The sequence below is a fragment of the Clostridium sardiniense genome (assembly GCF_050584765.1).
GTDB classification, from domain to species: Bacteria; Bacillota; Clostridia; order Clostridiales; family Clostridiaceae; genus Clostridium; species Clostridium sardiniense_A.
Genome location: NZ_JBNOOR010000002.1, coordinates 53,871 through 78,414, shown reverse-complemented (window position 1 = coordinate 78,414; position 24,544 = coordinate 53,871). Strand labels below are relative to the sequence as shown.

The 24,544-nt window shown below is 28.0% G+C and carries 25 protein-coding genes and 1 other annotated feature; of the genes, 22 read left to right on the top strand and 3 right to left on the bottom strand.

The window, feature by feature from the left end; all coding sequences use genetic code 11:
- Positions 1 to 23 precede the first annotated feature (23 nt).
- Positions 24 to 632 (bottom strand): SAM-dependent methyltransferase, encoded by a 609-nt coding sequence (locus ACQPUW_RS10085; RefSeq protein WP_430837365.1) that lies wholly within the window; start codon positions 630 to 632, stop codon positions 24 to 26.
- A gap of 195 nt (positions 633 to 827) precedes the next feature.
- Between ACQPUW_RS10085 and ACQPUW_RS10080 the strand changes: the two genes are divergently transcribed.
- From ACQPUW_RS10080 to ACQPUW_RS10035, 10 genes are all read left to right on the top strand, one after another.
- Positions 828 to 953, top strand: a complete 126-nt coding sequence (locus ACQPUW_RS10080) for a CPC_1213 family protein (RefSeq protein ID WP_430837364.1) — start codon at positions 828 to 830, stop codon at positions 951 to 953.
- A 153-nt stretch (positions 954 to 1,106) separates the two neighbouring features.
- Positions 1,107 to 1,643: a hypothetical protein gene (locus ACQPUW_RS10075; RefSeq protein WP_430837363.1), complete on the top strand. Its 537-nt coding sequence runs from the start codon at positions 1,107 to 1,109 to the stop codon at positions 1,641 to 1,643.
- Between the two features lie 129 nt (positions 1,644 to 1,772).
- Positions 1,773 to 2,276, top strand: a complete 504-nt coding sequence (locus tag ACQPUW_RS10070; protein WP_430837362.1) for a PH domain-containing protein — start codon at positions 1,773 to 1,775, stop codon at positions 2,274 to 2,276.
- A 2-nt stretch (positions 2,277 to 2,278) separates the two neighbouring features.
- Positions 2,279 to 3,772 (top strand): PH domain-containing protein, encoded by a 1,494-nt coding sequence (locus ACQPUW_RS10065; RefSeq protein ID WP_430837361.1) that lies wholly within the window; start codon positions 2,279 to 2,281, stop codon positions 3,770 to 3,772.
- Positions 3,773 to 3,907: 135 nt separating this feature from the next.
- A complete protein-coding gene (locus ACQPUW_RS10060) occupies positions 3,908 to 5,830 on the top strand; it encodes a PrkA family serine protein kinase (protein ID WP_430837360.1) in 1,923 nt (640 codons plus the stop codon).
- A 10-nt stretch (positions 5,831 to 5,840) separates the two neighbouring features.
- Complete coding sequence (yhbH, locus tag ACQPUW_RS10055; protein WP_430837359.1) at positions 5,841 to 7,022, top strand: sporulation protein YhbH; 1,182 nt, start codon at positions 5,841 to 5,843, stop codon at positions 7,020 to 7,022.
- 6 nt (positions 7,023 to 7,028) lie between these two features.
- Positions 7,029 to 8,414: a SpoVR family protein gene (locus tag ACQPUW_RS10050; protein ID WP_430837358.1), complete on the top strand. Its 1,386-nt coding sequence runs from the start codon at positions 7,029 to 7,031 to the stop codon at positions 8,412 to 8,414.
- A 45-nt stretch (positions 8,415 to 8,459) separates the two neighbouring features.
- Positions 8,460 to 8,996 (top strand): rubrerythrin family protein, encoded by a 537-nt coding sequence (locus tag ACQPUW_RS10045; protein ID WP_430837357.1) that lies wholly within the window; start codon positions 8,460 to 8,462, stop codon positions 8,994 to 8,996.
- Between the two features lie 18 nt (positions 8,997 to 9,014).
- A complete protein-coding gene (locus ACQPUW_RS10040; RefSeq protein WP_430837356.1) occupies positions 9,015 to 9,263 on the top strand; it encodes a hypothetical protein in 249 nt (82 codons plus the stop codon).
- Between the two features lie 102 nt (positions 9,264 to 9,365).
- Entirely contained in the window at positions 9,366 to 9,761 is a 396-nt protein-coding gene (locus tag ACQPUW_RS10035; protein WP_430837355.1) for a hypothetical protein, read from the top strand.
- A 42-nt stretch (positions 9,762 to 9,803) separates the two neighbouring features.
- On the opposite strand, the gene pssA is transcribed toward ACQPUW_RS10035, so the two are convergent.
- The gene (gene pssA, locus ACQPUW_RS10030; RefSeq protein WP_430837354.1) at positions 9,804 to 10,340 is read right to left on the bottom strand and encodes a CDP-diacylglycerol--serine O-phosphatidyltransferase; all 537 of its coding nucleotides are present in this window, start codon (positions 10,338 to 10,340) and stop codon (positions 9,804 to 9,806) included.
- Positions 10,341 to 10,560: 220 nt separating this feature from the next.
- Between pssA and ACQPUW_RS10025 the strand changes: the two genes are divergently transcribed.
- The 8 genes from ACQPUW_RS10025 to nth all read left to right on the top strand — a co-directional run bounded on the left by ACQPUW_RS10025 (position 10,561) and on the right by nth (position 18,598).
- Positions 10,561 to 11,442 carry a YegS/Rv2252/BmrU family lipid kinase gene (locus ACQPUW_RS10025; RefSeq protein WP_430837353.1) on the top strand — a complete coding sequence of 294 codons (882 nt, stop codon included), beginning with the start codon at positions 10,561 to 10,563 and terminating at the stop codon, positions 11,440 to 11,442.
- A 60-nt stretch (positions 11,443 to 11,502) separates the two neighbouring features.
- A complete protein-coding gene (locus tag ACQPUW_RS10020) occupies positions 11,503 to 12,141 on the top strand; it encodes a hypothetical protein (RefSeq protein WP_430837352.1) in 639 nt (212 codons plus the stop codon).
- A gap of 412 nt (positions 12,142 to 12,553) precedes the next feature.
- On the top strand, positions 12,554 to 13,822 hold the full coding sequence (locus tag ACQPUW_RS10015) for a magnesium transporter (protein WP_430837351.1): 1,269 nt from the start codon (positions 12,554 to 12,556) through the stop codon (positions 13,820 to 13,822).
- A gap of 208 nt (positions 13,823 to 14,030) precedes the next feature.
- Positions 14,031 to 14,275: a binding site (T-box leader), on the top strand.
- A 177-nt stretch (positions 14,276 to 14,452) separates the two neighbouring features.
- Positions 14,453 to 15,358 carry a cysteine synthase A gene (gene cysK / locus ACQPUW_RS10010; protein ID WP_430837350.1) on the top strand — a complete coding sequence of 302 codons (906 nt, stop codon included), beginning with the start codon at positions 14,453 to 14,455 and terminating at the stop codon, positions 15,356 to 15,358.
- A gap of 70 nt (positions 15,359 to 15,428) precedes the next feature.
- Positions 15,429 to 16,013 (top strand): serine O-acetyltransferase EpsC, encoded by a 585-nt coding sequence (epsC, locus tag ACQPUW_RS10005; RefSeq protein WP_430837349.1) that lies wholly within the window; start codon positions 15,429 to 15,431, stop codon positions 16,011 to 16,013.
- Positions 16,014 to 16,056: 43 nt separating this feature from the next.
- On the top strand, positions 16,057 to 17,037 hold the full coding sequence (gene queG / locus ACQPUW_RS10000) for a tRNA epoxyqueuosine(34) reductase QueG (protein WP_430837348.1): 981 nt from the start codon (positions 16,057 to 16,059) through the stop codon (positions 17,035 to 17,037).
- 57 nt (positions 17,038 to 17,094) lie between these two features.
- Positions 17,095 to 17,799, top strand: coding sequence for a lysophospholipid acyltransferase family protein (locus tag ACQPUW_RS09995; protein ID WP_430837347.1), 705 nt, complete (start codon positions 17,095 to 17,097; stop codon positions 17,797 to 17,799).
- 163 nt (positions 17,800 to 17,962) lie between these two features.
- The gene (nth, locus tag ACQPUW_RS09990; RefSeq protein ID WP_430837346.1) at positions 17,963 to 18,598 is read left to right on the top strand and encodes an endonuclease III; all 636 of its coding nucleotides are present in this window, start codon (positions 17,963 to 17,965) and stop codon (positions 18,596 to 18,598) included.
- 176 nt (positions 18,599 to 18,774) lie between these two features.
- Here the strand turns inward: nth and ACQPUW_RS09985 are convergent, their stop codons facing one another.
- Positions 18,775 to 19,650, bottom strand: a complete 876-nt coding sequence (locus ACQPUW_RS09985; protein ID WP_430837345.1) for a DMT family transporter — start codon at positions 19,648 to 19,650, stop codon at positions 18,775 to 18,777.
- Between the two features lie 255 nt (positions 19,651 to 19,905).
- Between ACQPUW_RS09985 and ACQPUW_RS09980 the strand changes: the two genes are divergently transcribed.
- The 4 genes from ACQPUW_RS09980 to ACQPUW_RS09965 all read left to right on the top strand — a co-directional run bounded on the left by ACQPUW_RS09980 (position 19,906) and on the right by ACQPUW_RS09965 (position 24,482).
- On the top strand, positions 19,906 to 20,817 hold the full coding sequence (locus ACQPUW_RS09980; RefSeq protein ID WP_430837344.1) for a D-alanine--D-alanine ligase: 912 nt from the start codon (positions 19,906 to 19,908) through the stop codon (positions 20,815 to 20,817).
- A 243-nt stretch (positions 20,818 to 21,060) separates the two neighbouring features.
- Positions 21,061 to 21,762, top strand: coding sequence for a response regulator transcription factor (locus ACQPUW_RS09975; protein WP_221861864.1), 702 nt, complete (start codon positions 21,061 to 21,063; stop codon positions 21,760 to 21,762).
- Complete coding sequence (locus ACQPUW_RS09970) at positions 21,752 to 23,311, top strand: sensor histidine kinase (RefSeq protein WP_430837343.1); 1,560 nt, start codon at positions 21,752 to 21,754, stop codon at positions 23,309 to 23,311. The genes ACQPUW_RS09975 and ACQPUW_RS09970 overlap by 11 nt, the downstream gene beginning before the upstream one ends.
- 223 nt (positions 23,312 to 23,534) lie before the next feature.
- Complete coding sequence (locus tag ACQPUW_RS09965) at positions 23,535 to 24,482, top strand: glycoside hydrolase family 25 protein (RefSeq protein ID WP_430837342.1); 948 nt, start codon at positions 23,535 to 23,537, stop codon at positions 24,480 to 24,482.
- Positions 24,483 to 24,544: the final 62 nt, after the last annotated feature.

Sequence of the window (24,544 nt, the reverse complement as noted above, 5' to 3'; positions counted from 1 at the left end):
ATAGTTAGTATAAGGGACTTTTTTTAGATATAAGCTAATCTATATATAAGAAATCTTTCTCTATTATCATTATCAAAATTTTCAAGTCTAACTTCTTTAATTAGCATAAAGAATGTATAGTTTTCTAAGAAGAATATATAATCATCAGAAGGATAATAAAGGATAAGTTCAACTATTCTTTTATTTTCTTCAACAGAAACTAAAATATTTTCTAATACTTTCATAAATATTTGAACTGAAAAAGGATTAAAGAAATAAAACTTATTATCATGAGGCTTTATTTTATAGTCTTCTGCAAGACAACAATAAAAATTTATATTTTCTAAGTTCTTTTTATGTTTATTTAAATAATTAGTTCTGTTATGTAGAGATTCTTCATAGAAGTAATGATTCATTTCTATACCAGTAACATTTGAATCAAAAAAATGATTTATGTAAAAATTAAGTCGTCCTTTTCCACATCCAAAATCTATTATAGAATCTTTATCAGTAATTTTATATTCTTTAAAAAGCTTATCTAAAGCTGAATATTCAGTTGGTTCATACCTATTATAGTGAATTGAAGTTTCATCTAAATCTTGCTTCCCACTTGTTTTTATATTAAGTAAAGCTTCATAGTCTTGTTCGTTCATTAATTTACCTCTTTAGTTTATTTAGTTATTTCATAATAAGAAAATCATAATAGTAATTAACTTATAAGTCAAATCACAGAATAGGTATAGATAATATTTTCAAATGAAAATAGATAATATAAAGAAAATTTAAGTTAAAATATGTTATGAATAAGGCATAACAAGATTGTACAAACTATTTTTGAGGTGATAGTTATGGGTGATAAAAAAAATAATAAGAAAAAACACATAGACCATGATCCACAATCAGAAAGTTCAAAAGCAGTTTTTGGAGAACCAAAAGCTAAGGGTGACGAATTTATTCCTCGTACTTTTAAGTAAAAATAAATAGACTAATTAAATGCAATTAGGATTTAGGTTCTAATTGCATTTAGTTTTATAGATTTAAAAATATATTATAAATTGAAAAATAAGGTAATAAATGTTAATATATATTATGTAATTAAAAAATAAAATATTTTTAAAGGGTGATATATGAAAAAAGTATTAAAAGGGGCATTATGGACACTTATAATTTTATATATACTACTTATAATTTATGGATGGGTTCCAGCTAGATTATCAAAGCCAATAGCCTTAGATAGTGATAGTATAAGTGTTGAAATAAAGCGTTTAAGTGGAAATACGGGAGAGGCAACCTATATAAGTAATTCAAAGGATATAGAAAAAGTAATAAAATCACTTAACAAAAATTACGATAAAGAAGATATATACTATATACGTTTAAAAGGTAATACTCCATATTCTTACGTAGATGATCCTGCAATTTTACCACAAGAATATACAGCATATGGAAAGCCAGTAGAGGTAATTAATGGTGATGAGGGACTAGCGGTAATTTTTGATATAGCCTTTACTGATGCTAAGTTAGAGAGGGTATTTGTAAAAGGAGAGTTAGGAGATACTTTATATGGTCTTTCACTTGCTTTATTTCCAGTTCCTATAATTTGTGTTATTGCATTATCTAGTATTTATATAACAGATTATAAAAATAAAAAATTTAAAGTGTAAAAGTCTCTTAATATTATAAGGGACTTTTAGTTTTGACATTATTTAATAGTATATAAATATATATGGAAAATTGACCATATATATCTTTTATGATATGTTGAAAATGAATACATATAAGGGGGAGCGTACGTGGAAAACAAATTAAGCAGTAATGCAATAAAATCATGGATTATAGCACGAACTATATTCTTGGCAATCTTAATAGCTATATATATAATAGTTACCTATATAGTTCCTAGATTAAATATTTCTTGGGTAAGTAATTTTGTTTCTAGCAATAATAAAATTATAAACATAATATTTTTAATTCTAATATTTATATCAATTGTAAGTGCATTCATTGAACCATTTTTTGAGTACAAGCAATGGAGTTATAAAATTAATGAAGAAGAAATTGTTTTTAGAGAAGGAATATATTTTACTAAAAGTGTTACAATTCCAATTGTAAGAATACAACACATAGAATTAAAAGAAGGACCTATAAATAAAAACTTCAATCTTGCATCTGTAAGCATAGGAACAGCAGGAGGCCGATTTGAAATTCCTAATTTAGATAAAGATGAGGTTTTAAGAATCATAGAATTCTTAAGAGAAAAGATAAATGAGAATGTTAGAGAGGAGTTGTTTTCATAAAGGTGGAAGATAAAATAATTTCTCCTGATAATTTAAATAATGATAAGAAGATTAGAAATAACATAAGAAGCATAGTCTATAAGATTTTATCAAATATAATAAATAGCATAGTAGCGTTTATACCTATTATTATATTTGCAGGTAAATTAGTATTTATTTTAATTCCAGCGTTTATAATTTTAGAACTAATATATACATATTTAAACTGGTTTAACGAGTACATATTATTAAAAGAAGATGAAGTTCGGTATTGTTTTGGAATACTATCTAAAACAATGATTATAATTCCTAGAAGTAATTTAAAATCAATGGATATTTCTAGAGGAATAGTAGATAAGTTATTAAGATATAATGCAGTAAAGATAGAAAGTCCATCAATGAATTCAGAAATTAAAGAGATAAAAATGTACCTAACAATAGATGATATAGAGAGTCTTAAAAAATTTGCATTCTTAGAAAGTAATGTGAATCTAGAAAAGGAAGAAAAAACTAAAGCCATATGTAACGAAAGCTCTAATGAATATATTAAAATAGAAGAAAAAAGCAATGAAATAAATATTTATAGAAAAGTTATAGATAAGAAAACTCTATTTATGTATGGATTAACAAGCTTCAATATAGTAATAATTTTTATAGGATTAGCTAAAGGATATGATATTTTAGAAAGTGTTATAAGTAAAAATAGAATAAGTAGTATTATTTCAAGTGTTACACCAGAGTATTCAAATGAATTAAATATATTTTATGCTATATTTGGAATAGTAGCATTAATCATTATTTTAAAGATAATTGCAATAGCATATAATATGATAAAGTATTATAATTTTACTATTTCAAAGGAAAATAAAAATATAAAAATAAGTTATGGATTAATAAGCAATAAGGAATTTTCCTTTAATGAAAGTAGCGTTAAAATAATAAAACTGAAGGCAAATGTTTTAAGGCAATTATTAAAGTTATATGAGATGCAAGTTGTAGTAAAAGGTTATAGTGGAAATAATGATGAGAAGATAATTCTTTGTCCTTTAGGAAAAGAAGAGGATCATATTAAAATATTAAAAGATATACTTCCTGATTGGAATATTGGATTAGAAAAAGGAGAAGGTATGAAGAGGGGAAAATTTATAATAGTATTAAAGCCTATTATAAATATATTTATTATTTCAATAATAGCTTATATTATTTTAAGGAATAAGTACGTGTTTTTAATAAATTTATTTATTATATTTACAATTCCGTATTCAATACTTAAAGGGAAAAATATAAATTTAAGAATCAAAAATAATAAAATTAGGGCAACTAATGGAGGATTCTTTAAAAAAATAAATATATTAAATAAAAGAGATATACAAGCAGTTGAATTTATAACTACACCATTTCAAAAAAGATATGGATTAGGAAAGATAAAAATTCACTATTATAGTGAGATAGGTGAAGAGATAAATCTTATTTTTATGGAAAATTACTTGGTAGATAAATTGATAAAAACAAAATAGTTTACATTATAAAATTTAAGGTATTACAGGATTATAAAGAGTAAGAATTAGAAATTTAATATTTCTAATTCTTTTTTTTTGTCATAGATTAGGTATTTCATTGAATATATTTTAATTAAAGGGAGGGAGTGTAATATGAATTTTAAGGAATTTATTCAAAGCGATAGAGAGAGTAGAGAAAAGGAAAAGTTTAACGGTAGCTTTTTAGATTATTTAGAAATAGTCAAAGAAAATCCTGATATTGCAAAGCTATCTCACAAGAGACTTTATGATACTATCATAAAAGATGGTGTTGAAGTATTAAAAGGAGAAGATCATTATAGGGTAAAAAGAATATATGGAAATGACATTATAAGAGAATATGGATTCTTTAAAGATAATTTCTTTGGTATTGATAAAGTATTAATGAAATTAGTGAATTATTTCCATTCAGCTGCAATGCAAGGTGAGGAAGCTAGACAAGTACTTTATCTTGTTGGTCCTGTTGGTGCTGGTAAATCATCACTTGTTGAATCATTAAAGAAAGCTTTAGAAAGCTGTGAGCCAATTTATAGTATTAAAGGATGCCCAATGCACGAAGAACCACTTCATTTAATTCCTAAGCATTTAAGACCAGAGTTTGAAGAACTTTTAGGAGTTAAGATAGAAGGTGATCTTTGTCCTGTATGTAAGTATAGATTATTGCACGAATATGGTGGAAGATATGAAGAGATTCCTATAGAGACAAAAGGTTTCTCTATTAGATCAAGAAAAGGAATTGGAGTTGTGCCACCAGTTGATCCAAATAATCAAGATACATCTATTCTTACTGGTTCAATTGATATTTCAAAAATGGATATGTATCCAGAAGATGATCCAAGAATATTCTCATTAAATGGAGCATTTAATGTTGGTAATAGAGGAATGGTTGAATTTATAGAAGTATTCAAAAATGATGTTGAATATCTTCATACAATTATTACAGCAACACAAGAGAAGTCAGTTCCATCACCAGGTAAAGGTTCAATGATCTATTTTGATGGAGTAATTGTTGCTCACTCAAATGAAGCAGAATGGAATAAGTTTAAGGCAGATCATACTAATGAAGCTATACTAGATAGAATTGTTAAAATAGAAGTACCATATTGTTTAGAGCTTGATGAAGAAGTGAAAATTTATCAAAAAATATTAAAGAAGAGTAGTTTTAATGCTCATATTGCACCTCATACAATTGATATAGCTGCAATGTTTGCTATTTTATCAAGACTTACAGCATCAAACAAAGTAGATCCAATAACTAAGCTTAAGATCTATAATGGAGAAGAAATTGTTGAAAAAGGTTCAACTAAGAGAATTGATATAAGCGAGCTTAGAGAAGAAGCAGGTTCATATGAAGGTATGAAGGGTATTTCAACAAGATTTATAATAAAAGCTATTGATAATGCTCTTTCAAATTCAGAGCATAATTGTATAAATCCACTTAGTATTATGGAAAGCATAATAAAATCTGTTAAGGAAATGGATATTGGTTCAGATGATAAGAAGAGATATCTAGGATTTATTCAAGATACAATAAGAAAAGAGTATAACAAGATTTTAGAAAAAGAAATTACTAAAGCCTTTATACATTCATTTAGAGAGCAAGCTGAAAGTTTATTTAATAACTATATTGACAACGCAGAGGCATTTGTAAATAAGAGTAAAATAAAGGATAGTTCAACTGGAGAGGAATTAAATCCAGATGAAGAATTCATGAGAAGTATAGAAGAGCAAATAGGAGTCTCAGAATCATCAGCTAAAGGCTTTAGAGCAGATGTTACATCTTATATGTTCTACTTAGTTAGAAATGGTGGAATGATGGATTACACATCTTACGAGCCTATAAAAGAAGCTATTGAAAAGAAACTTATTGCATCAGTTAAGGACCTTTCAAGAATAATTACAAAATCAAGAGTTAGAGATAAAGAGCAAACTGAAAAATATAATGCTATGGTAGAAGAAATGCAAAGAAATGGTTATTGTCTACATTGCTGTGATGTAATATTAAAGTATGCTGCTAATAATCTGTGGAAGGATTAATTAAAAGCTTATGGCAATCTTTAGAGATAATACAATAAATCCAGTAGATCATGATAGATCTATTGAAGATAGAAGAAGGCATAGGCAATTAGTAGAAAAGTCCATTAAAGAGAATTTAGGAGATATTTTATCAGAAGAAAGCATTATTGGAGAAGGTAAAAATAAAAAGTTTAAAATCCCTATAAGAGGGATTAAAGAATATCAGTTTGTTTATGGAAGGAACTCCAAAGGGGTTGCAACAGGGACTGGAGAAGAGAAACGTGGAGATAAGATAGGTTCTGGAAGGCCAGGACAAGGAAAAGGTAATAAGGGAGCAGGTAATTCAGAAGGTGATGATATCTATGATACAGAAATAACATTAGATGAATTACTTGATTATATTGCAGAGGATTTAGATCTTCCAAATTTAGATAGAAAAAAATATTCTGAGATAATATCAGAAAGTGCAGGTAGAAGAAGCGGATATCAAAGGTATGGTATAAGGCCAAGACTTGCAAAAAAGAAAACTGTTATGTCTAAAATTGCAAGAAAGCAAGGCAAGAAGCGTGCATTACTTGAAGCTGGAGCAGGAAAAGAAGATGTTAAAATTGAAAGATTTCCATTTAGAGAAGATGATTTAAGATTTTATAGAGTTAAGCAAAAGCCAAAGAGAGAAAGTAATGCTGTAATGATATTTATAATGGATGTATCAGGTTCAATGGATAGTACAAAGAAATACCTTGCAAGGTCCTTCTTCTTTGTATTATCTAGATTCTTAAGAAGAAAATATAATAATTTAGCCTTTGAATTTGTATCTCATACAACAGTTGCGAAAAGAGTTAGCGAGTATGAATTCTTCCATAAAGCAGAATCAGGAGGAACTTATATATCAAGTGGTCTTAATGTTGCTTTAGATGTAATAAAAGAGCATTATCCAAAGGATATGTGGAACATTTACCCAGTGTATGCAAGTGATGGTGATAACTGGACTGAGGATAATGAAAAGGCAATGCAAGCAGTTAAGGATTTATGCGAAATTAGTAATATGTTTGGGTATGCGGAGTTACTTCCATCAACATATTCAACAACAATGTACTATAGATTTAAGAAGGAAATTAAAGAGGATAACTTTATTCCTGTTATAGTTAAAGAAAAGAAAGATTTATGGGAAGCATTAAAGCTTATGCTTAGCAAGGAGATGAAGGAGGAGTAGATTGTTTTGGAATATAATTTAAAAGATTTAGAAATCTGGAATGAAAGAATAGAAGAAAAAGCCAAAGCTCTAGGATTAAACTACTATCCTCAAGAATTCGAGGTAATAGGCTTTAATGAAATGATAGGATATGAGGCCTATGTTGGAATGCCATCAAAATATCCTCATTGGAGCTATGGTAAATCCTATGAAAAAAATAAAACTCTATATTCATTAAATTTAACAGGTCTACCTTATGAAATGGTAATAAATTGTAATCCTTGTTTAGCTTATCTAATGAAGGATAATACTTTATTACTTCAGATATTAACAATGGCTCATGTTTATGGTCATAATGATTTCTTCAAAAATAATAGATTATTTAAAGAAGGAACAAATGCAGATAGAGCTCTTGAAATGTTTAAATTAGACTCAGAAATAATAAGAGGATATATAAACAATCCTAACATAGGATATGAGAAGGTGGAAAAGATTTTAGATGCAGCTCATGCTATAAGATATAGCATAGGTAGAAGCATTGGAGTAAAAGAGTTAAATGATGAAGAAATAAGAGAGAGAAGAATAGAAGATTATAAAAATAAAATAGTAAATAGAGATTTTTTAGATAGAGATGAAGAGATAGAACCACCAGAAGTAGATAAGATACCATTAGAGCCTAGAGATGATGTAGTTGGATTTATAATAAAGTATGGGAAGTTAGAAGAGTGGGAAAAGAATATACTAAGAATAGTTAAGAGAGAGACAGCGTATTTCATTCCTCAAATAGAAACAAAGACTATGAATGAAGGATGGGCATGTTTCTGTCATTATAACATTTTAAAGAGTCTTGGATTATCAGAAGATCTTTATCTTGAATTCCTAAAAAGGCATAATGATGTAGTATCACCTATACCAGGAGGACTTAATCCATATTATATTGGATTTAAGATATTTATGGATTTAGATAAAAGGTATGGTAGAGAAAAAATATTTGAAGTTAGGGAATTAGAAAGAGATGCTTCTTTTATAAGAAGATATTTAACCAAAGAACTTTGTGAGGAACTTAATTTATTCCAATATGGAAAGAGAAGTTTTGATTTTGTGGTAGAAGAAGTATCTGATGATAGAGGCTGGGAAAGTATTAGAGATAATTTATCATTCTCATCAGGAATTGGGGGAATACCTCATATAAGAGTTATAGATTTAAATAAGAAAGATTACACTTTAACTTTAGAACATGTCTATGATGGAAGGGAACTAGAATTATCTTATGCAAAAGAAACATTAAGGTATTTAGGAAAGCTTTGGGGATATAAAGTTAGATTAAATACAACAGATAGAAATGGAGAAAGTTTTATTTTATTATGTGATAATGGAAAAGTTGCCATCTCTGAAGGTAACAAAATACGCTAGGTAAGAATAAATTAAAATATAACAAGTATTACTTAGGAGTATAAAGTGAAATTAGAGGGAAGCAAAACAGAAAAAAATCTTTACAAAACTTTTTCAGGTGAATCCAGAGCAAGAGGTAAATATAATCTTTATGCAGAAAAAGCAAGGGAAGAAGGATACAGATGGGTTGGAGAAATATTTGATGAAACAGCAGCAAATGAATATGCCCATTCAAGAGAGGCTCTTAAAAGATATCTTGGTAAAGTAAACAGTACTGAGGATAACTTAGTAAATTCCGCTTACTTTGAAAATGAAGAAAGTAAAAGTATTTATAAAGAATTCGAAAATGTTGCTATGGATGAAGGCTTTGAAGAAATAGCACAATTCTATAAAGAATTACAAGAGGTTGAGGAATCTCATAAGAAGAGATTTTTAACTCTTTGTGAAAAAATAAGAACTGATACCATGTTTAAATCAAATACGGAAACCTACTGGCAATGTATGAATTGTGGGTATATTCATGAAGGTATGGAGGCTCCTGCAATATGTCCACTATGTAAGTATGAAAGATCTTACTTTAAACCATACTGTAAAGTTAAGTAGCCTAGGAGGAAAACATGTATGTATTATAGATATCCGGAAGGAGACTTCTTTTTTGAAGTTAATGTAAGAGAAGATTTAGAGTTTGATGAATTTATAGAATTAGACACGTGCTATAGAAATAAAAAAGAAAAATGCAAAGATGGATGTCAGAGCAATAAAAGCTGTAGTTGTGAAACGATTATGAATTCTAATAAAGAATATCCTGTAGATTTTGCAAAATGGATAAAGACAGATGATGAGTATTCGGAAGAAATGACTTGTAAATGAAAAGATAACTGGTACTTTTGATAGTGCCAGTTATTTTTTGTAATAAAAGAATATAAGAATTAATATTATTAAATATAATAATTTATTTTAGAAGGTATTATTATGAATGAAAAAGTAATGACATCTCATTATGATGATTTAGTAAAGCTTACTAATCTGCTTAGTTCATATGTAAACTCATATAGACTTCTTGTTGCAGGTGCATCAGAACTTAACACTATATATGGTAGAAAATCTAGGGAAGTACAAAAAGCTATAGATAGGGCTGATGATGTTGGTGGAGAAATAGATGAATTACTTAAGGTGATAGATTTATATCAAGATAGTTATCTAAACTATAGTAAGCTTAAAAATGAAATAGTATCAATAAACTATAAAAATGGAAAGGTTAAAGAGGAACTTAAAGGTGTAATACAAACAGAGATAGATAAAGAACTTAAATTTTTTAATCAACCACTACCTAATCAATCATCACCTATAAGAGATGATGAAGATTAAAAAAATATCCCAGACTAGACTTAGTCTGGGATACGAAATATATTATAATTTCTTTAATTTCAAATTGCTTACCATTAGGTAAGATCCTAGAATCATTAATATTACTGGTATTATTACATTTACATTTTCAACTTTAATATAAAATACTATAATTGCAAAGAACGCTATAAAGCAACCGGCGATTGTGATTGGTATTCCTCTAAATACACCATCAAATTCCGTAGCATTATATCTTGCTAATCTATATGCACCACAAATTGGGAAGACTAGAAGTATTATGTAACCTAAAATTCCAAATGGACCAAAGTTCTTTAAATTGAATAATGCAAAGATTAGTAGTGAAGGCGCAACTCCAAATGACACAAGGTCAGCTAAGGAATCTAATTCCTTTCCTAGATCACTTGATACTTGTAAATATCTAGCGATTCTTCCGTCATATCTGTCTACAAATCCAGCAAATAATATTAATAAAGCAGCTTGAACATATCTACCCTGTCCGTCAAATGTTGATAAAATTGATAATACCCCACATGATAAATTAATAAAGGTAAATATATTAGGAATACAACTTTTTCTCATATAACCACTCCTAAAAATCATAAATAACTTACAGTAAGTAATTATAGCATACAAACTAGGATAATATAAAGGCTTAAATAAGATTTAAGAAAAAATTTAGGTAGTATTAAGGAATAAATTATATAGTATTTAGTGTTATATTAACCGGTGGACAACCAGTAGACAACATATGAAACCAAATGTATAATATAAGTTAGTTCTATCATAAGGAGGAATAATAATGCGAAAGGTACGCTTCATTTATAATCCGTATTCGGGGGAGAATTCAATATTAAGTGAGCTAGATAATGTTATAAAAATTCATCAAAACTATGGATATCAAATAGTTCCATATAGAATAGAACGTGGTAGAGAGATAATTGAAGCTCTAGATTATATTGATAAAAGTTATGCATATATACTTATAGCTGGAGGCGATGGTACTGTAGATTCAGTTTTAAATGCTATGATGAAAAAGGGAATAAAACTTCCAATAGCAATATTACCAGTCGGAACAGCAAATGACTTTGGTAAATTTATAGAAATGCCTCAGAACGTAACGGAAGCTTGCAAAAGAATAGTTAAATCAAAGCCACAACCAGTAGACATAGGTAAAATAAATGATAAATATTTTATAAATGTTGCAAGTACGGGACTTTTTACAGATATATCACAAAAAACAGATGTACATCTTAAAAATGCTATTGGAAAACTAGCTTATTATATTAAAGGATTAGAGGAATTACCTAATTTTAGAAAACTTGATGTTAAGATAAGATCAAAAGAATATAATTATGATGGGCAAATGTATCTATTATTATTATTTAACGGAAAAACAGCAGGGAATTTAAATTTAGCAACAAGAGCAGATATACAAGATGGAATGCTTGATTTAATCTTATTTAAAGCAGTTCAAGTAATTGAGCTTTTACCACTTTTCTTAAAAGTTTTAAGAGGGGATCATTTAGATTCAGAAAAAGTTGTTTACTTTAAAACAAATGATGTTTTAATTGAATGTGAGGAAGATATAGTCACAGATATAGATGGAGAAAAAGGGCCTGAGTTTCCACTTAGAGTTCAGTGTATAAAAGGTGGAATAGAAGTTTTAGGGTTAAAGGAATAAAGCGGAGCTTAATTTAATAAGTATAAATAACAGAAGTATGGTTTTAGGAGTGAGTTTTTTATGAACCTTATATACTATATGAGTTTGTTATTTATACTTTTTTTTATACTGTTTTTAATAGATAAGGATAGAAGTAAGGCTCCTAAGAAAATAAGAGTTTTTCTTGGGGTATCTCTTGCAGTACTTTTTATTAGGAACTTATCATTACTATTAATGTGTGTAATAAAAAATGTAGAGATAATTTATTTACTTAAAAATTTAATATATTTAGATTACTTAATAATACCTATAATTATTTTAACTTTATATTATATTTATTTTAGATTTGATAATATAAATTTCAATGTAAATTATATTGTAAGTGCAGTTTTATGTTTAGTGTATTTAGGGGTTATATGTAATATAGATGGAAGTATAACACTTAGTGCTTCTTTTGGATATTTCATAATACTAAGTTACGGTAATATAATAAAAGGAGTAGTACTTGCTATAATTGGTGTACTTCTTTTAGTTGGAGCATTATTAATAGATAAGCCAAATAGTAATAAAAGGGGAATATTTATAATAATAGGAGTTTTAATATCTATAGTTATTGAACATGTATTAATTATATTAGGATCATGGGTATTCCCATATTGTATAATAAGTGAAATACTATTACTTTTAGCAGTAAATAATTCTCTAAATAGTTTTAAGTAAAAGAAAATAATAAAAAAACTCTCATAAAATTTGTGGGAGTTTTTTATTACTAATTTGTAAGAGTTTTGTTGAAATTATTAATTTGCAAGATAAATGTCAGATTAGTTATGAAAAAATGTTGCCTTTTGAGAGGAATATAATATAATGGAATTATAAAGATTTTTTATTATATAAAACTAATGGTGGTTTTGTTGTATACAAAGCCTTTTTTATTGTATAGGAAATTGCAAATTTTAGAAATAGGGATGGTGTTTATAAATGGAGGGTGGACCTCAGTTAAGTGAGAAGCCAAAACTCAATAACATGTCTTAGAGTAAACCTCTATTTAATTATTAATAATTGATTTTTTATAACTGTCAATAATTATTAGGATTCATTTAAGGTTCTCTAAGGCAATTAGGAGGAACGTAGTATGAAGCAGTTGACAGTTTTTTTATACACAAATATATTAGGAAATAAGATATATGATGAATTTGATGATAGCCTTGGTACATTAAAAGATGTTTATGTAACTACAGAAGAGGGGTATCCAAGAGTCATTGGTTATAAAGTTAGAAGAGATGGCTCTATATATCATTATGAATTTAGAGATATAAATTTTTATGATGATGACGGAAAAGTAGTCATTAAGACAAAAGGAAGCAAAGAAATTCTTCCAAGGACTTATAGTTATCTTTTATCAAGACATCTTTTAGATAAGAAAATAGTTGATATAAATGGTAAACAAGTTGTTAGGGTTGATGATTTAAGAATTGCAAAAATTGCAGGAGAGTATAGAGTAGTTGCAGTAGAGACAGGTCCTCTTGCAAAATATAGAAGAATGGGAATCGGATGGGCTGTAAAGTTTATTTATAAAATAATAGGTAAAAGCTATGATGATACAGTTTTAATGTGGGATGATGTTGAATCATTAGAAATGAGAAATAATAACTTAAAACTACAAGTTCCATATCAAAAGTTATCTAAACTTCACCCAGCAGACCTTGCAGATATTTTAGAGGAACTTGATAGTAATTCAAGAAAGAAAGTATTTGAATCATTAGATGAAGATTTAGCAGCAGATACTTTAGAAGAATTAGATCAAGAATATAAGGGTACTATCATTAAGGAATTATCAGAAAGTAAGGCAGCAGAACTTTTAGAAAATATGCCAAGTGATGAGATAGCTGACCTTTTAGATGAACTTGATGAAGAAGAGAGAGAAAAGATATTAGTAAACCTTGAAAAAGAAGATGCTGACGAAGTAAAAGAACTTCTAGAATATGAAGATGAAACAGTTGGTAGTATAATGGCGAAGGATTTTATTTCTCTTAATCTAGATATTACTGTTAAAGAGACAGTTGATATATTAAAAGAGATGGAACCAGATGAAGAAGTTATGTATTATATTTATATAACTGATAATGAGGATAGAATTCAAGGTATGATATCTTTAAGAGACTTAATATTAAGTCCTGGGGAAAATAAATTAAGAGATATAATGGATACTAATTTTAATGTTTTAAAGCATGAAGATGATGTTGATGAGGCAATAGAACTTGCAAATAAATATGATCTTTTATCAGTTCCAGTAGTTGATGAGGATGAGAAGTTAGTTGGTATTGTTATAATTCATGATATTATAGATGAGTATTTATACCCATTATGGAAGAAGAAAAATAGAAAATTAAAAGAAAAATAGGAATAATTTATATTTTATATATACAAGTGATTGGGAGCGGATTCTCAATCACTTTTTTATATGTTTGCAATATAAAAAAGTGTGTGTTTATATAAAAGTATAATTTTACAGGATTATTTAAATACTTTATAATAATTTAAAAAAAGTGTTGACAATAATAGAAGAAAGCATATAATAGTAAATATAAACCATACAAGATTACTCTGAATTAAAAACTATGAAAAAGGAAAGTAGTATAGAGGAAGATTACAGAGAGAAGAGGTAGCTGAGAACTTTTCATCTAGAATTTATATGAAGTGCCCTTTGGAGTTGAAGTCCCAAAATTATAGTAAGACTATCCGGGTTCACCCGTTACAGTGATAAAGTATATTTTTGTACTTGAAATTAAGAGGGATTAATTTATTAAGATTAATTCAATTAGAGTGGAACCGCGAATGTTACTTCGTCTCTATAGTTTTAGAGAAGGAGTTTTTTTTATACCCAAAAAGGTATAACAATTGATAATTAACAAAATATAAAATAGTTAATAGTTTAGAATTTTTGATAGTTTGTAAATTATCAATTGATATTAGTAATAAATTTATTTCAGAGAGAAAAATAAAATTTAAATGGTAAAACGGAGGTATTAATATGATTTACAAAAGTAGCTTAGAAATGATTGGGAACACACCAATACTTAAGATGAAAAATTTAGGTGAAAATAGTGCAGATGTATATGTAAAACTTGAAAAGTTTAATGTTGGTGGTAGCGTAAAGGATAGAGCAGCACTTGGAATGATTGAAAAAGCTGAAAGTTTAGGATTATTAAAAGAAGGTTCTGTTATAGTTGAACCAACAAGTGGAAATACAGGTATAGCACTTGCTATGATTGGAAAATTAAAAGGGTACAAAGTAATAATAGTTATGCCAGATACTATGAGTAAAGAAAGAAGAGCTTTAATACAAGCGTATGGAGCAGAGCTTATATTAACTGAGGGAACTAAGGGAATGAAGGGTGCAATTGAAAAAGCAACAGAACTTTCAAAAGAAGATGGATATTTCATGCCACAACAATTTGAAAATGTAGCAAACCCAGAAAAACATTATGAAACTACAGCTGAAGAGATAGCAAAAGATATTCCAGATTTAGATGTATTTGTTGCAAGTGTTGGAACAGGTGGAACAGTTACAGGTATATCTAGAAAGTTAAAAGAAAAAATAAAAGACCTTAAAACAGTTGCAGTAGAACCTTCAAATTCACAAGTATTAAGTGGAGGAAAACCTGGACCTCATAAAATACAAGGTATTGGAGCAGGATTTATTCCATCAATATACAAGTCAGAATATGTTGATGAAATAAAGGATGTAACTGATGAAGAAGCTTTTAAAGCTGCAAAAGATTTTGCAACAAATGAAGGCGTATTAGTTGGTATTTCAGCTGGAAGTGCAATATTTGTAGCAATGCAAATAGCAAAGGAAATTGGAGCTGGTAAAAAGGTTCTTGCAATAGCACCAGATGGTGGAGAAAAATATATTTCAATGGGATTATATGAATAAAAGAATAGAGTATAAAGACTTTAGAAGCCAATCTAAAAAGTAATGTCTTAAATTTAAAGGAGGAAACTCTGTGTTTAAAAGTTTAAAATATGATTTAAATAGAATATTAAAAGAAGATCCAGCAGCTAGAAGCAAAATAGAAGTATTTTTCTTATATCCATGTATTCATGCTCTAATAGTATATAGATTAGCTCATAAACTATATACACATAAATGGTTTTTCTTATCAAGATTAATATCTCAAGTAAATAGATTTTTTACCGGAATAGAGATACATCCAGGAGCAAAGATTGGAAGAGGGCTATTTATTGATCATGGTATGGGGGTTGTTATTGGAGAGACTGCTGAAGTTGGAAATGATGTTACAATATATCATGGTGTAACTTTAGGTGGAACTGGAAAAGATAAAGGGAAGAGACATCCGACTATTGGGAATAATGTTATAATAGGAGCAGGAGCTAAAGTTTTAGGACCAATTACAATTGAAGATAATGTAAAGATTGGAGCAAATTCTGTTGTATTAAAAGATGTTCTAATTAATTCAACAGCTGTAGGAATCCCTGCCAAAGTGTTGAAAAAAACAGAAGCGAGAATTATAGAGATAAGAGATATTAAAGGCGAGTATATACAAATATATAATGATATGGTTATTTAATTAATTTAATTTGTATGAGAAAAATAATAGAAAGAGTGCGAAGATGGAGCTTAGAAAAGAAATTTTAGAATTTTGTAAAAGCTTAAATTTAGATTTAGTTGGCTTTATAAAATGCAGAGAGTTTGAAGAACTTAGAGATTTTTATAATAAGAGAAAAGAACTTTTATTAGAAAATGAATTTGAAGAAAAAGATATAGATAAAAGAATAAAACCAAATATATATATGAAAGAGGGAAAGACTATAATTTCTATAGCTTTCCCTTATGCTACGCCTGAGAGCTTTTTAGATAATGGATTCTCAGTGTATACAAAAGGAATGGATTATCATAGAGTGGTACATAATTATTTAGAAAAGATATGTAAATTCATTGAAGAACATGGGGGAGAGGCGAAAGCTTTTGTAGATAGCAATTCACTTCCAGAAAGATATATTGCAAGTTTAGCTGGTATTGGATTTGTAGGAAAAAATAACATGATTATAACTAAAAAATATGGGTCATATGTTTTTTTAGGTGAGATTATAACCGATTTAGAAATATATGAGGATGACAAAACTACATTTAATGAATCAAGAGAATATAAAGAGTGTGCTGAATGTAGTAATTGCTTAAAAGAATGTCCTACAAAATCTATAAATAATTTTAGAAGAAATCCAAATATATGTGTTTCATATTTAACTCAAAAGAAAGATTTAAATGATAAAGAAATTAATTTATTAAATGGAAGGATTTTTGGTTGCGATAGCTGTCAGATGAAATGTCCTTATAATGAAAATATTGAGTACACTAAACTGAATGAATTTAAAGTAAATGAGTTTATGAAAAATGATGAGGAAGACTTTATAATAAATCTTAATAATCTAGCTTTTAAGGAAACTTATAAGAATACATCATGTGGGTGGAGAGGTAAGAATACTTTAATAAGAAACGCTATAATAAGAAAGAAAAAATATAAGAACCAAGAAATAAAAGATGTAAAAACTGAATCACCATATATAAAAGGCTATATGGATAGACTTTTATAAGTATCTAGAATATAATATATTGTAGACTAATATTTTAGGAAGTAGGTGAAATATCTTATGTTATCACCATTTATGGCGAAAATTATGGAAATATTGCCTGAGAGTGTAGTAGTATTTGCTGGCAAAAAGATAACAGATAGATACATAAAGAATCATGCAAATATTCACATTGAAGGGTATGAAAAATTAAGAAATATTCAAGGACCTATAGTGTTTATATGCAATCATTTAAGTAACTCAGATGGATTAGTTTTAAATAAAATATTAAAGAAAGACTTTGATCCATATTTTGTAGCTGGAGTAAAACTATCAGATGATCCTGTAACAAATATAGGTATGAAGATGGTTAAAAATATACCAATAAGACCTAATACTGCAGATAAAGAAGCTATGACTAGAATGGTTAAGGCGGTAAGAGGTGGAGAAAGCCTTCTAATATTCCCAGAAGGAACAAGAAGCAGAACTGGTGCTATGATAGAGGGTAAGAAAGGTGTATTACTTCTTGCTAAGATTAAGAATGCAACAGTTATCCCAATAGGAATGAGTGGAACAGATAAATTACTTCCAATATGTCCAGAAGGAGATATGGGAGGAGAAAAGTGGCAAGATGCTGATGTAACTATAAAGTTTGGTGATCCAGTAATTCTTCCAAATAAAGAAAAAGATGAAACTAAGCATGAACATGATGATAGATGTATGGAAACTCTAATGAAATCTATAGCAAATCTTTTACCTGAGAGTTATAGAGGAGTATATAAATAGAATAATAACATAATAATATACTTAGTTAAATTTTATTTGATGTATTATTATGTAAAATTAGAATTTAAACTCGCTCTTTAAGGGGCGAGTTTCTTTACAATATAACTTAAAAGAAACAGTTTGAGTTACATAAATTAAAAAAAGATAGACTAGAGGTGTAAAAATGAAAAAGAGAACTAAAGAGATACTAGATATACTTAAAGAAACATACCCAGATGCTCATTGTGAGTTAAATCATGAGTCAGCATTTCAACTTTTAGTTGCAACTATTTTATCAGCGCAAACAACTGATAAAAAGGTTAATGAAGTTACAGAAACATTATTCAAAGACTATCCGGATTTAGATGCTTTTTTAACTTTAACTAATGAGGAATTAGAAAAGAGAATAAAACAAATAGGATTATATAGAAATAAAGCAAAGAATATAGTACTTATGTGCAGACAACTTAAAGAAAACTTTAATGGAGAAGTTCCAAATACTATGGAAGGTATAACTTCCCTTGCAGGTGCTGGAAGAAAGACAGCAAATGTTGTACTATCTAATGCCTTTGGAGTGCCATCAATTGCAGTTGATACTCATGTGTTTAGAGTTTCAAATAGATTAGGTCTTGCAAAGTCAGATAATGTATTAGAAGTTGAAAAGCAACTTCAAAAAGAATTACCTAAAAAAGAATGGTCCCTTGCTCATCATCTTTTAATATTCCATGGAAGAAGATGTTGTACATCTCAAAGACCTAAGTGTTTTGAGTGTCCATTAAATCATATATGTAAATGGGAAGATAAGAAAAAGTACATGTAATATATATTTTTGAAATTCAATTGTAATATAAATTTTCAATCATATATATTAACCATATAATAATAAAAGGCTCTTAGATTTAGAATCTAAGAGCCTTTTATTATTAAAAACATACGTATAAATAACTGATTATTCTAAAGTGATGTACTTTTAAAATAAATATAAATTATATATACTTAGCTAGCACTTTTTTTAAGTTTATTAGCCATCTTGTTATTATACATAAACATTCCGGTAGATGCTAATATTACAATTGCATAACCAATAAAGCTAAAGGCTGTTGGTATTTGGCCGAAAAGTGTAAAACCAATTAATGCAGTAAATACTATTTGAGTATATGAGTATATTGATATTTCCCTAGCTGGTGCATGTTTATATGCAGCTGTAAGTGCAAATTGCGCAATTGATGCTGCAACACCTGCCATTAATAAGTAGAATAATTGAATCATAGTAAATGGCTTAAAATCTACTAATACAAATGGTAGAGTTGTAACTATTGAGAAGAAGGAGAAGAAGAATACTATAGTAGGTCCTTTTTCACGTCCTCCTAAAAATCTAACAAATGTATAAGCAGCACCTGCAAATATTGCAGATGAAAGGCCAATTAAAGCAGGGATTATTTCTAAACTAAATGTAGGCCTTATTATAAATAAACTTCCTGCAAATGCTATAAGTAATATTATAATTTGATTCTTTGTAATTTTTTCTCTTAAGAATAGACTAGAGAATATAATTGTAAAGAATGGTGAAAGCTGATTTAGCATATTAGCATCAGCTAGTATTAGATGTTCAATTGCATAAAAATTAGCTATAATTCCTATAGTACCAAGTAAGGCTCTGCCTATTAAATACTTTCTATTTTCCTTTTTACCAAATAGACAATCGCCACTTTTTTTGACTAAATAAAATGCGACTATACAACTTACTACATTTCTAAATAAGCTTTTTTCTATTGATGGTAAGTCACCTGAAAGTTTAACAAAAGTACTCATTACTGCAAAGGCAATAGCTGAAACTATCATTAATATAATTGCTTTGTTTTTTTCTTTCATGTCTAAAAATGTCTCCTTATATATTTTTATATGATTACATTATACCATTATCCATATAAATGCAAATTAAGAATAAAAGCTATATATTTTAAATTAAGAGAACCACTAGAAGTAAAAAAATGATTATTAGTGGTTCTTCATTTTGATAGAGTCTTTATTATAATAGTAATATAGGTTAAAATAATATAGTTATTAAAATAATGTATTTATAAATAGAGAATTTAAGTATGATAGTATATTTTTTGGAGGTACAGTATGAAAATTGGAGTAATAATGGGGGGTATCTCATCAGAAAGAGAGATATCTTTAAAAAGTGGGGAGTCAATTTTAGAAAATATAGATACTAAAAAGTATGATGTAGTTAAAATTGTAATAGATAAAAAAGATGATATAGTAAATAAGGTAAGAGATGAAAAAATAGATTTTGCATTACTAGCACTTCATGGACAATTTGGAGAAGATGGAACTGTTCAATCAGTATTACAATCTTTAGAGATACCATATTCAGGGTGTGGACCATTAAGTAGCGCAGCATGTATGGATAAGGATATGTCAAAGAATCTTTTAAAATCATCTGGAATAAGAACAGCACCATGGATAAACTTAAGAGATGTTTCAGAGCTTAACTTTGATGATATTGAAAAATTAGGCTATCCAGTGGTTATTAAGCCGACTCATGGTGGATCAAGCGTTGCAACATTTATTATTAAAGATAAATCTGAAGTTCTAAATGCAGTAGAAGAAGGATTTAAATGGGATAATGAAGTAATGATTGAGAAGTTTGTTAAAGGAGAAGAGATAACTTGCCCAATCTTAGGAAATAAAATGTACCCTGTTGTAGCGATTAAGCCAAATGCAGAATTCTTTGATTATGCAGCAAAATATAATGATGGTGGATCAGATGAATTTGTAATTGAACTTGAAAAGGATCTTCATGAAGAAGTTGAAAGTATGGCACTTGCAACATATAGAGCATTAAAGTGTTCTGTATATGCTAGAGTTGATATGATAGTTACAGAGGATAAAGTACCGTATATACTAGAAGTAAATACTCTGCCAGGAATGACTAAAAATAGTTTATTCCCAAAGAGTGCTGCTGGAAAGAATATGACATACAGTGAGTTACTTGATAAAATAATAGAAGAATCATTAAAAGAAAAGAGATAATTATAGTTTATAATTATATTAAATAAGCTAGGCCTAAAAGGTCTAGCTTATTTTTGTTTTTAATAAGTAGTATTGCATGTACCATATTACATAAGTATACTAAAAGAGAATTTAAGATATAATTTGTAAAATATGTATCTTAAGAATATATTAAGAATTTGTGAGGTAATTATTTAAGAAGTAAAATTTATAATTTACTTATGATAAAGAGAGTATCCACAAATATAAGGAAGGGGTATTAAATTGAGTAAAGAAAAGATTTTAATTGTAGATGATGAAAAAGAAATAAGAGATTTAGTTGAAATATATTTAAAAGGTGAAGGATATGAAACTTTAAAGGCTGCCGATGGAGAAGAGGCTTTATATTTATTAAGAGGAAATGAAGTTGATTTAGTTATATTAGATGTAATGATGCCAAAGTTAAATGGGATAGAAACTTGCCTAAAGATAAGAGAGGAAAGTGAATTACCAATAATAATGCTTTCAGCAAAATCAGAAGATATAGATAAGATATTAGGACTTAACATGGGAGCTGATGATTATTTAAGTAAGCCATTTAATACATTAGAACTTATAGCAAGAGTAAAATCACAGCTTAGAAGATACAAAAAGTTTAATAGTTATCAAAGCAAAGAAGAAAGTGATCTAACAATAGTAATAGATGATTTAGTAATTAAATTAGATACACATGAAGTATTTCTAGGGGATAAGAGTATTAGATTCACTCCAACTGAATTTGATATATTAGTTTTACTTGCAAAGAATACAGGAAAAGTATTCTCAATGGTAAATATATATGAAAGTGTATGGAATCAAGAGTATATGGAATCAGATAATACTGTTATGGTTCACATTAGAAAAATAAGAGAAAAGATAGAGGAGAATCCAAGAAGTCCAAGGTTTATAAAAACTGTTTGGGGGGTAGGATATAAAATTGAAAAATAAAAAAAATAAATCGGAGACAACTAAAGAAAAGTTTAGAGTCAGAATAGGTAATAAAATATCTAATCTTAGAATAACAAAAAAGGCTAAAGAATTAGTAGCGTATATAGATAAGAAAATAAAAAAGAGTATTAGATTTGAACTTATGATTCTATTTGGAGTATGTTTTTTAGTGGCACTATTATCTTATGGAATCTTAAATGATATGTTCAGAGATGTTAAGACTAATGCAGAGATACGATATAACTATAGTAATATTGAATCAAATGCTCAAAATATAATCAATGAAATTGAATATAAAAAAGAACATGAAGATAGTGGTGGAAAACAGTATAACAAATTAAAGATTACAGATAGTAAGTTTTTCGAAGATGTTTTAAATAATACTTCAAGAAATTCCGATAAAGTTTATATAACAGATATAGATGGAAAAGTAATATATAGAAATTCCAGTGCATCTGAAGAAAAACTTGATATATTTAATATATTAAAAAATGTATCAAGAAGTTATAAAGATGAACATGATGCAAGTGAATATACAGTACTATATCCAATTGATATTGAAAATGGAAAGTACTATTTAATTTATAGTGGAATACCTGAAGCTAATATAGAGTATGTTCAGTACGAAGTTAATAATTCATATCTTGCATTAATTCTTTCAATAATTATATTTGTTGTATTATTTTTAATTGCAAGTAATAAAAAGACAAAATACTTAGACGAAATTGCAAGGGGAATTAAATATATTGCAGATGGGGATTTAAGTTATAAGATACCTGAAAGTGGAAATGATGAAATAGCTAATATTGCAATGAACGTAAATAATATGGCAAAAGACATAGATACAAGAATAAAAGCACAACAAAATTCAGAGCAAACAAAGGCGGATTTAATTACTAATGTCTCACATGATTTAAGAACACCTTTAACATCTATAATGGGATATATTGGTCTTGTTAAAGATAAAAAATATGGAGATGAAGAAACAAGAAATGAATACTTAAATATTGCTTATAATAAATCAGAAAAACTTAAAATTTTAATAGAAGATTTATTTGAATACACAAAGCTTAATAATAATGGAATGAAACTTGATAAAGCTGAGGTTAATCTTGTAGACTTTGTATCACAAGTATCGGAAGAGATGAAGCCTTATTTTGAAAATTCAAATATAGAGCAGGTCAAAACATTAACTGATCAAAAGATTATTGTAAGCATTGATCCAGGAAAGATGGTTAGAGTAGTTGAAAACTTATTAACTAATGCAGTTAAATATTCATATAAGCCTGGCGCAGTTATTATTGGAGTATATTCAAAGGATGGGTATGCAACAATAGCTGTAAAAAATAGAGGCGAAAATATTCCACAAGCAAAACTTGATAAGCTATTTGATAGGTTCTACAGGTTAGACGAATCAAGAAGTACAGAATTAGGTGGTTCAGGCCTTGGCCTTGCTATATCTAAGAATATAGTAGAAATGCATGGAGGTAAGATCTGGGGAGAATGCTATGGAAATGATATAAGTTTTTATATAAGGTTAAAAATATAAAAATATATATTGCTTAGAAATAAAGAAAATAATTACAAATATTTAATATTATTCCAACTATAAAACTTACAATATAACTTAAAATATGTTTGCCACTATAATACTAAGAAAAGCTATAATTTATAGATTCTTAGTATTATTTTATCTTTTTTTCTATTTAAGGAACATTATATCTTGGAAAATAATACTTTAATAAAGAATAAGTATTTTCTTTGGAGGAGTTATGCAAGATAGAAATGCTAGAAGCACTTTTGGTGTAGATTTAAATGAATATAGCATGGGAGTTAATTTTAGAACATTAGCAACTACAGTTGATTTTTTGTACTTAAGGTCATCAGGTTCTGGATCGGGAAGATTTAGAGAGGATAAAAGATTTCTAGAATTTGCAAGGGAAAGTAGAAGTTATGGTATACCAGTTGGAGCATATCATTATGCACTACCATCCTATAATATTTTAACAGCTGATTCTCAATGTGACGATTTTATTGCCATACTTCAAAGGGGGTTTGGAAATAAAAATTACGGCGATTTATTCCCTGTATTAGATGTTGAAGCACCAATAGACCCTAAAATGGATACAGATGCTCTTTTGAATTGGATAGATAGATTTAGAGATAGGTTTGAAAAAAAGACTAGAAGAAGGCTTATGTTGTATACTGGTTTATTCTTTATAGAGCTTTATGATAATTTTAGAAAGAGTGATGGAACTTATCCTTTAAGCAATATGCCATTATGGATAGCCATGTATAGAAATGTTCCAACTAATCCACTAGTTCCGCCGAATATAGGAGGATGGAGAAGGTGGAGAATATGGCAATATAGCGAAAATGAAACTGTAAATGGTGTTGGTAATCCAGTAGATGCAAACTGGGGACCTGATAATTTAGATCTTCTAATGCAGCCAAAACAAGTAAGAGGATTAACTGTTACACATGATAATAAATATATTTATGTAAGATGGAATAAGAATAGTGATGTAGATTTATTAGGATACAATATATTTGTAGATAATTATTGGGTAGGAACAGTTGATAAAGATGATACTAGTTTTAGAATTCCTTTAAGTACAATTTATAAGCCATTCAATAGAGTATTAAATATATCTATAGAAGCTTTTGATTACGATGGGGAAACATCACAAGTTAGAAGTCACTATAAACTTAAAGTATAGATAATTCAGATGAAATTTTGAAGTTAGGATACTAATTTGATATAAATTAGAATAAAAATATA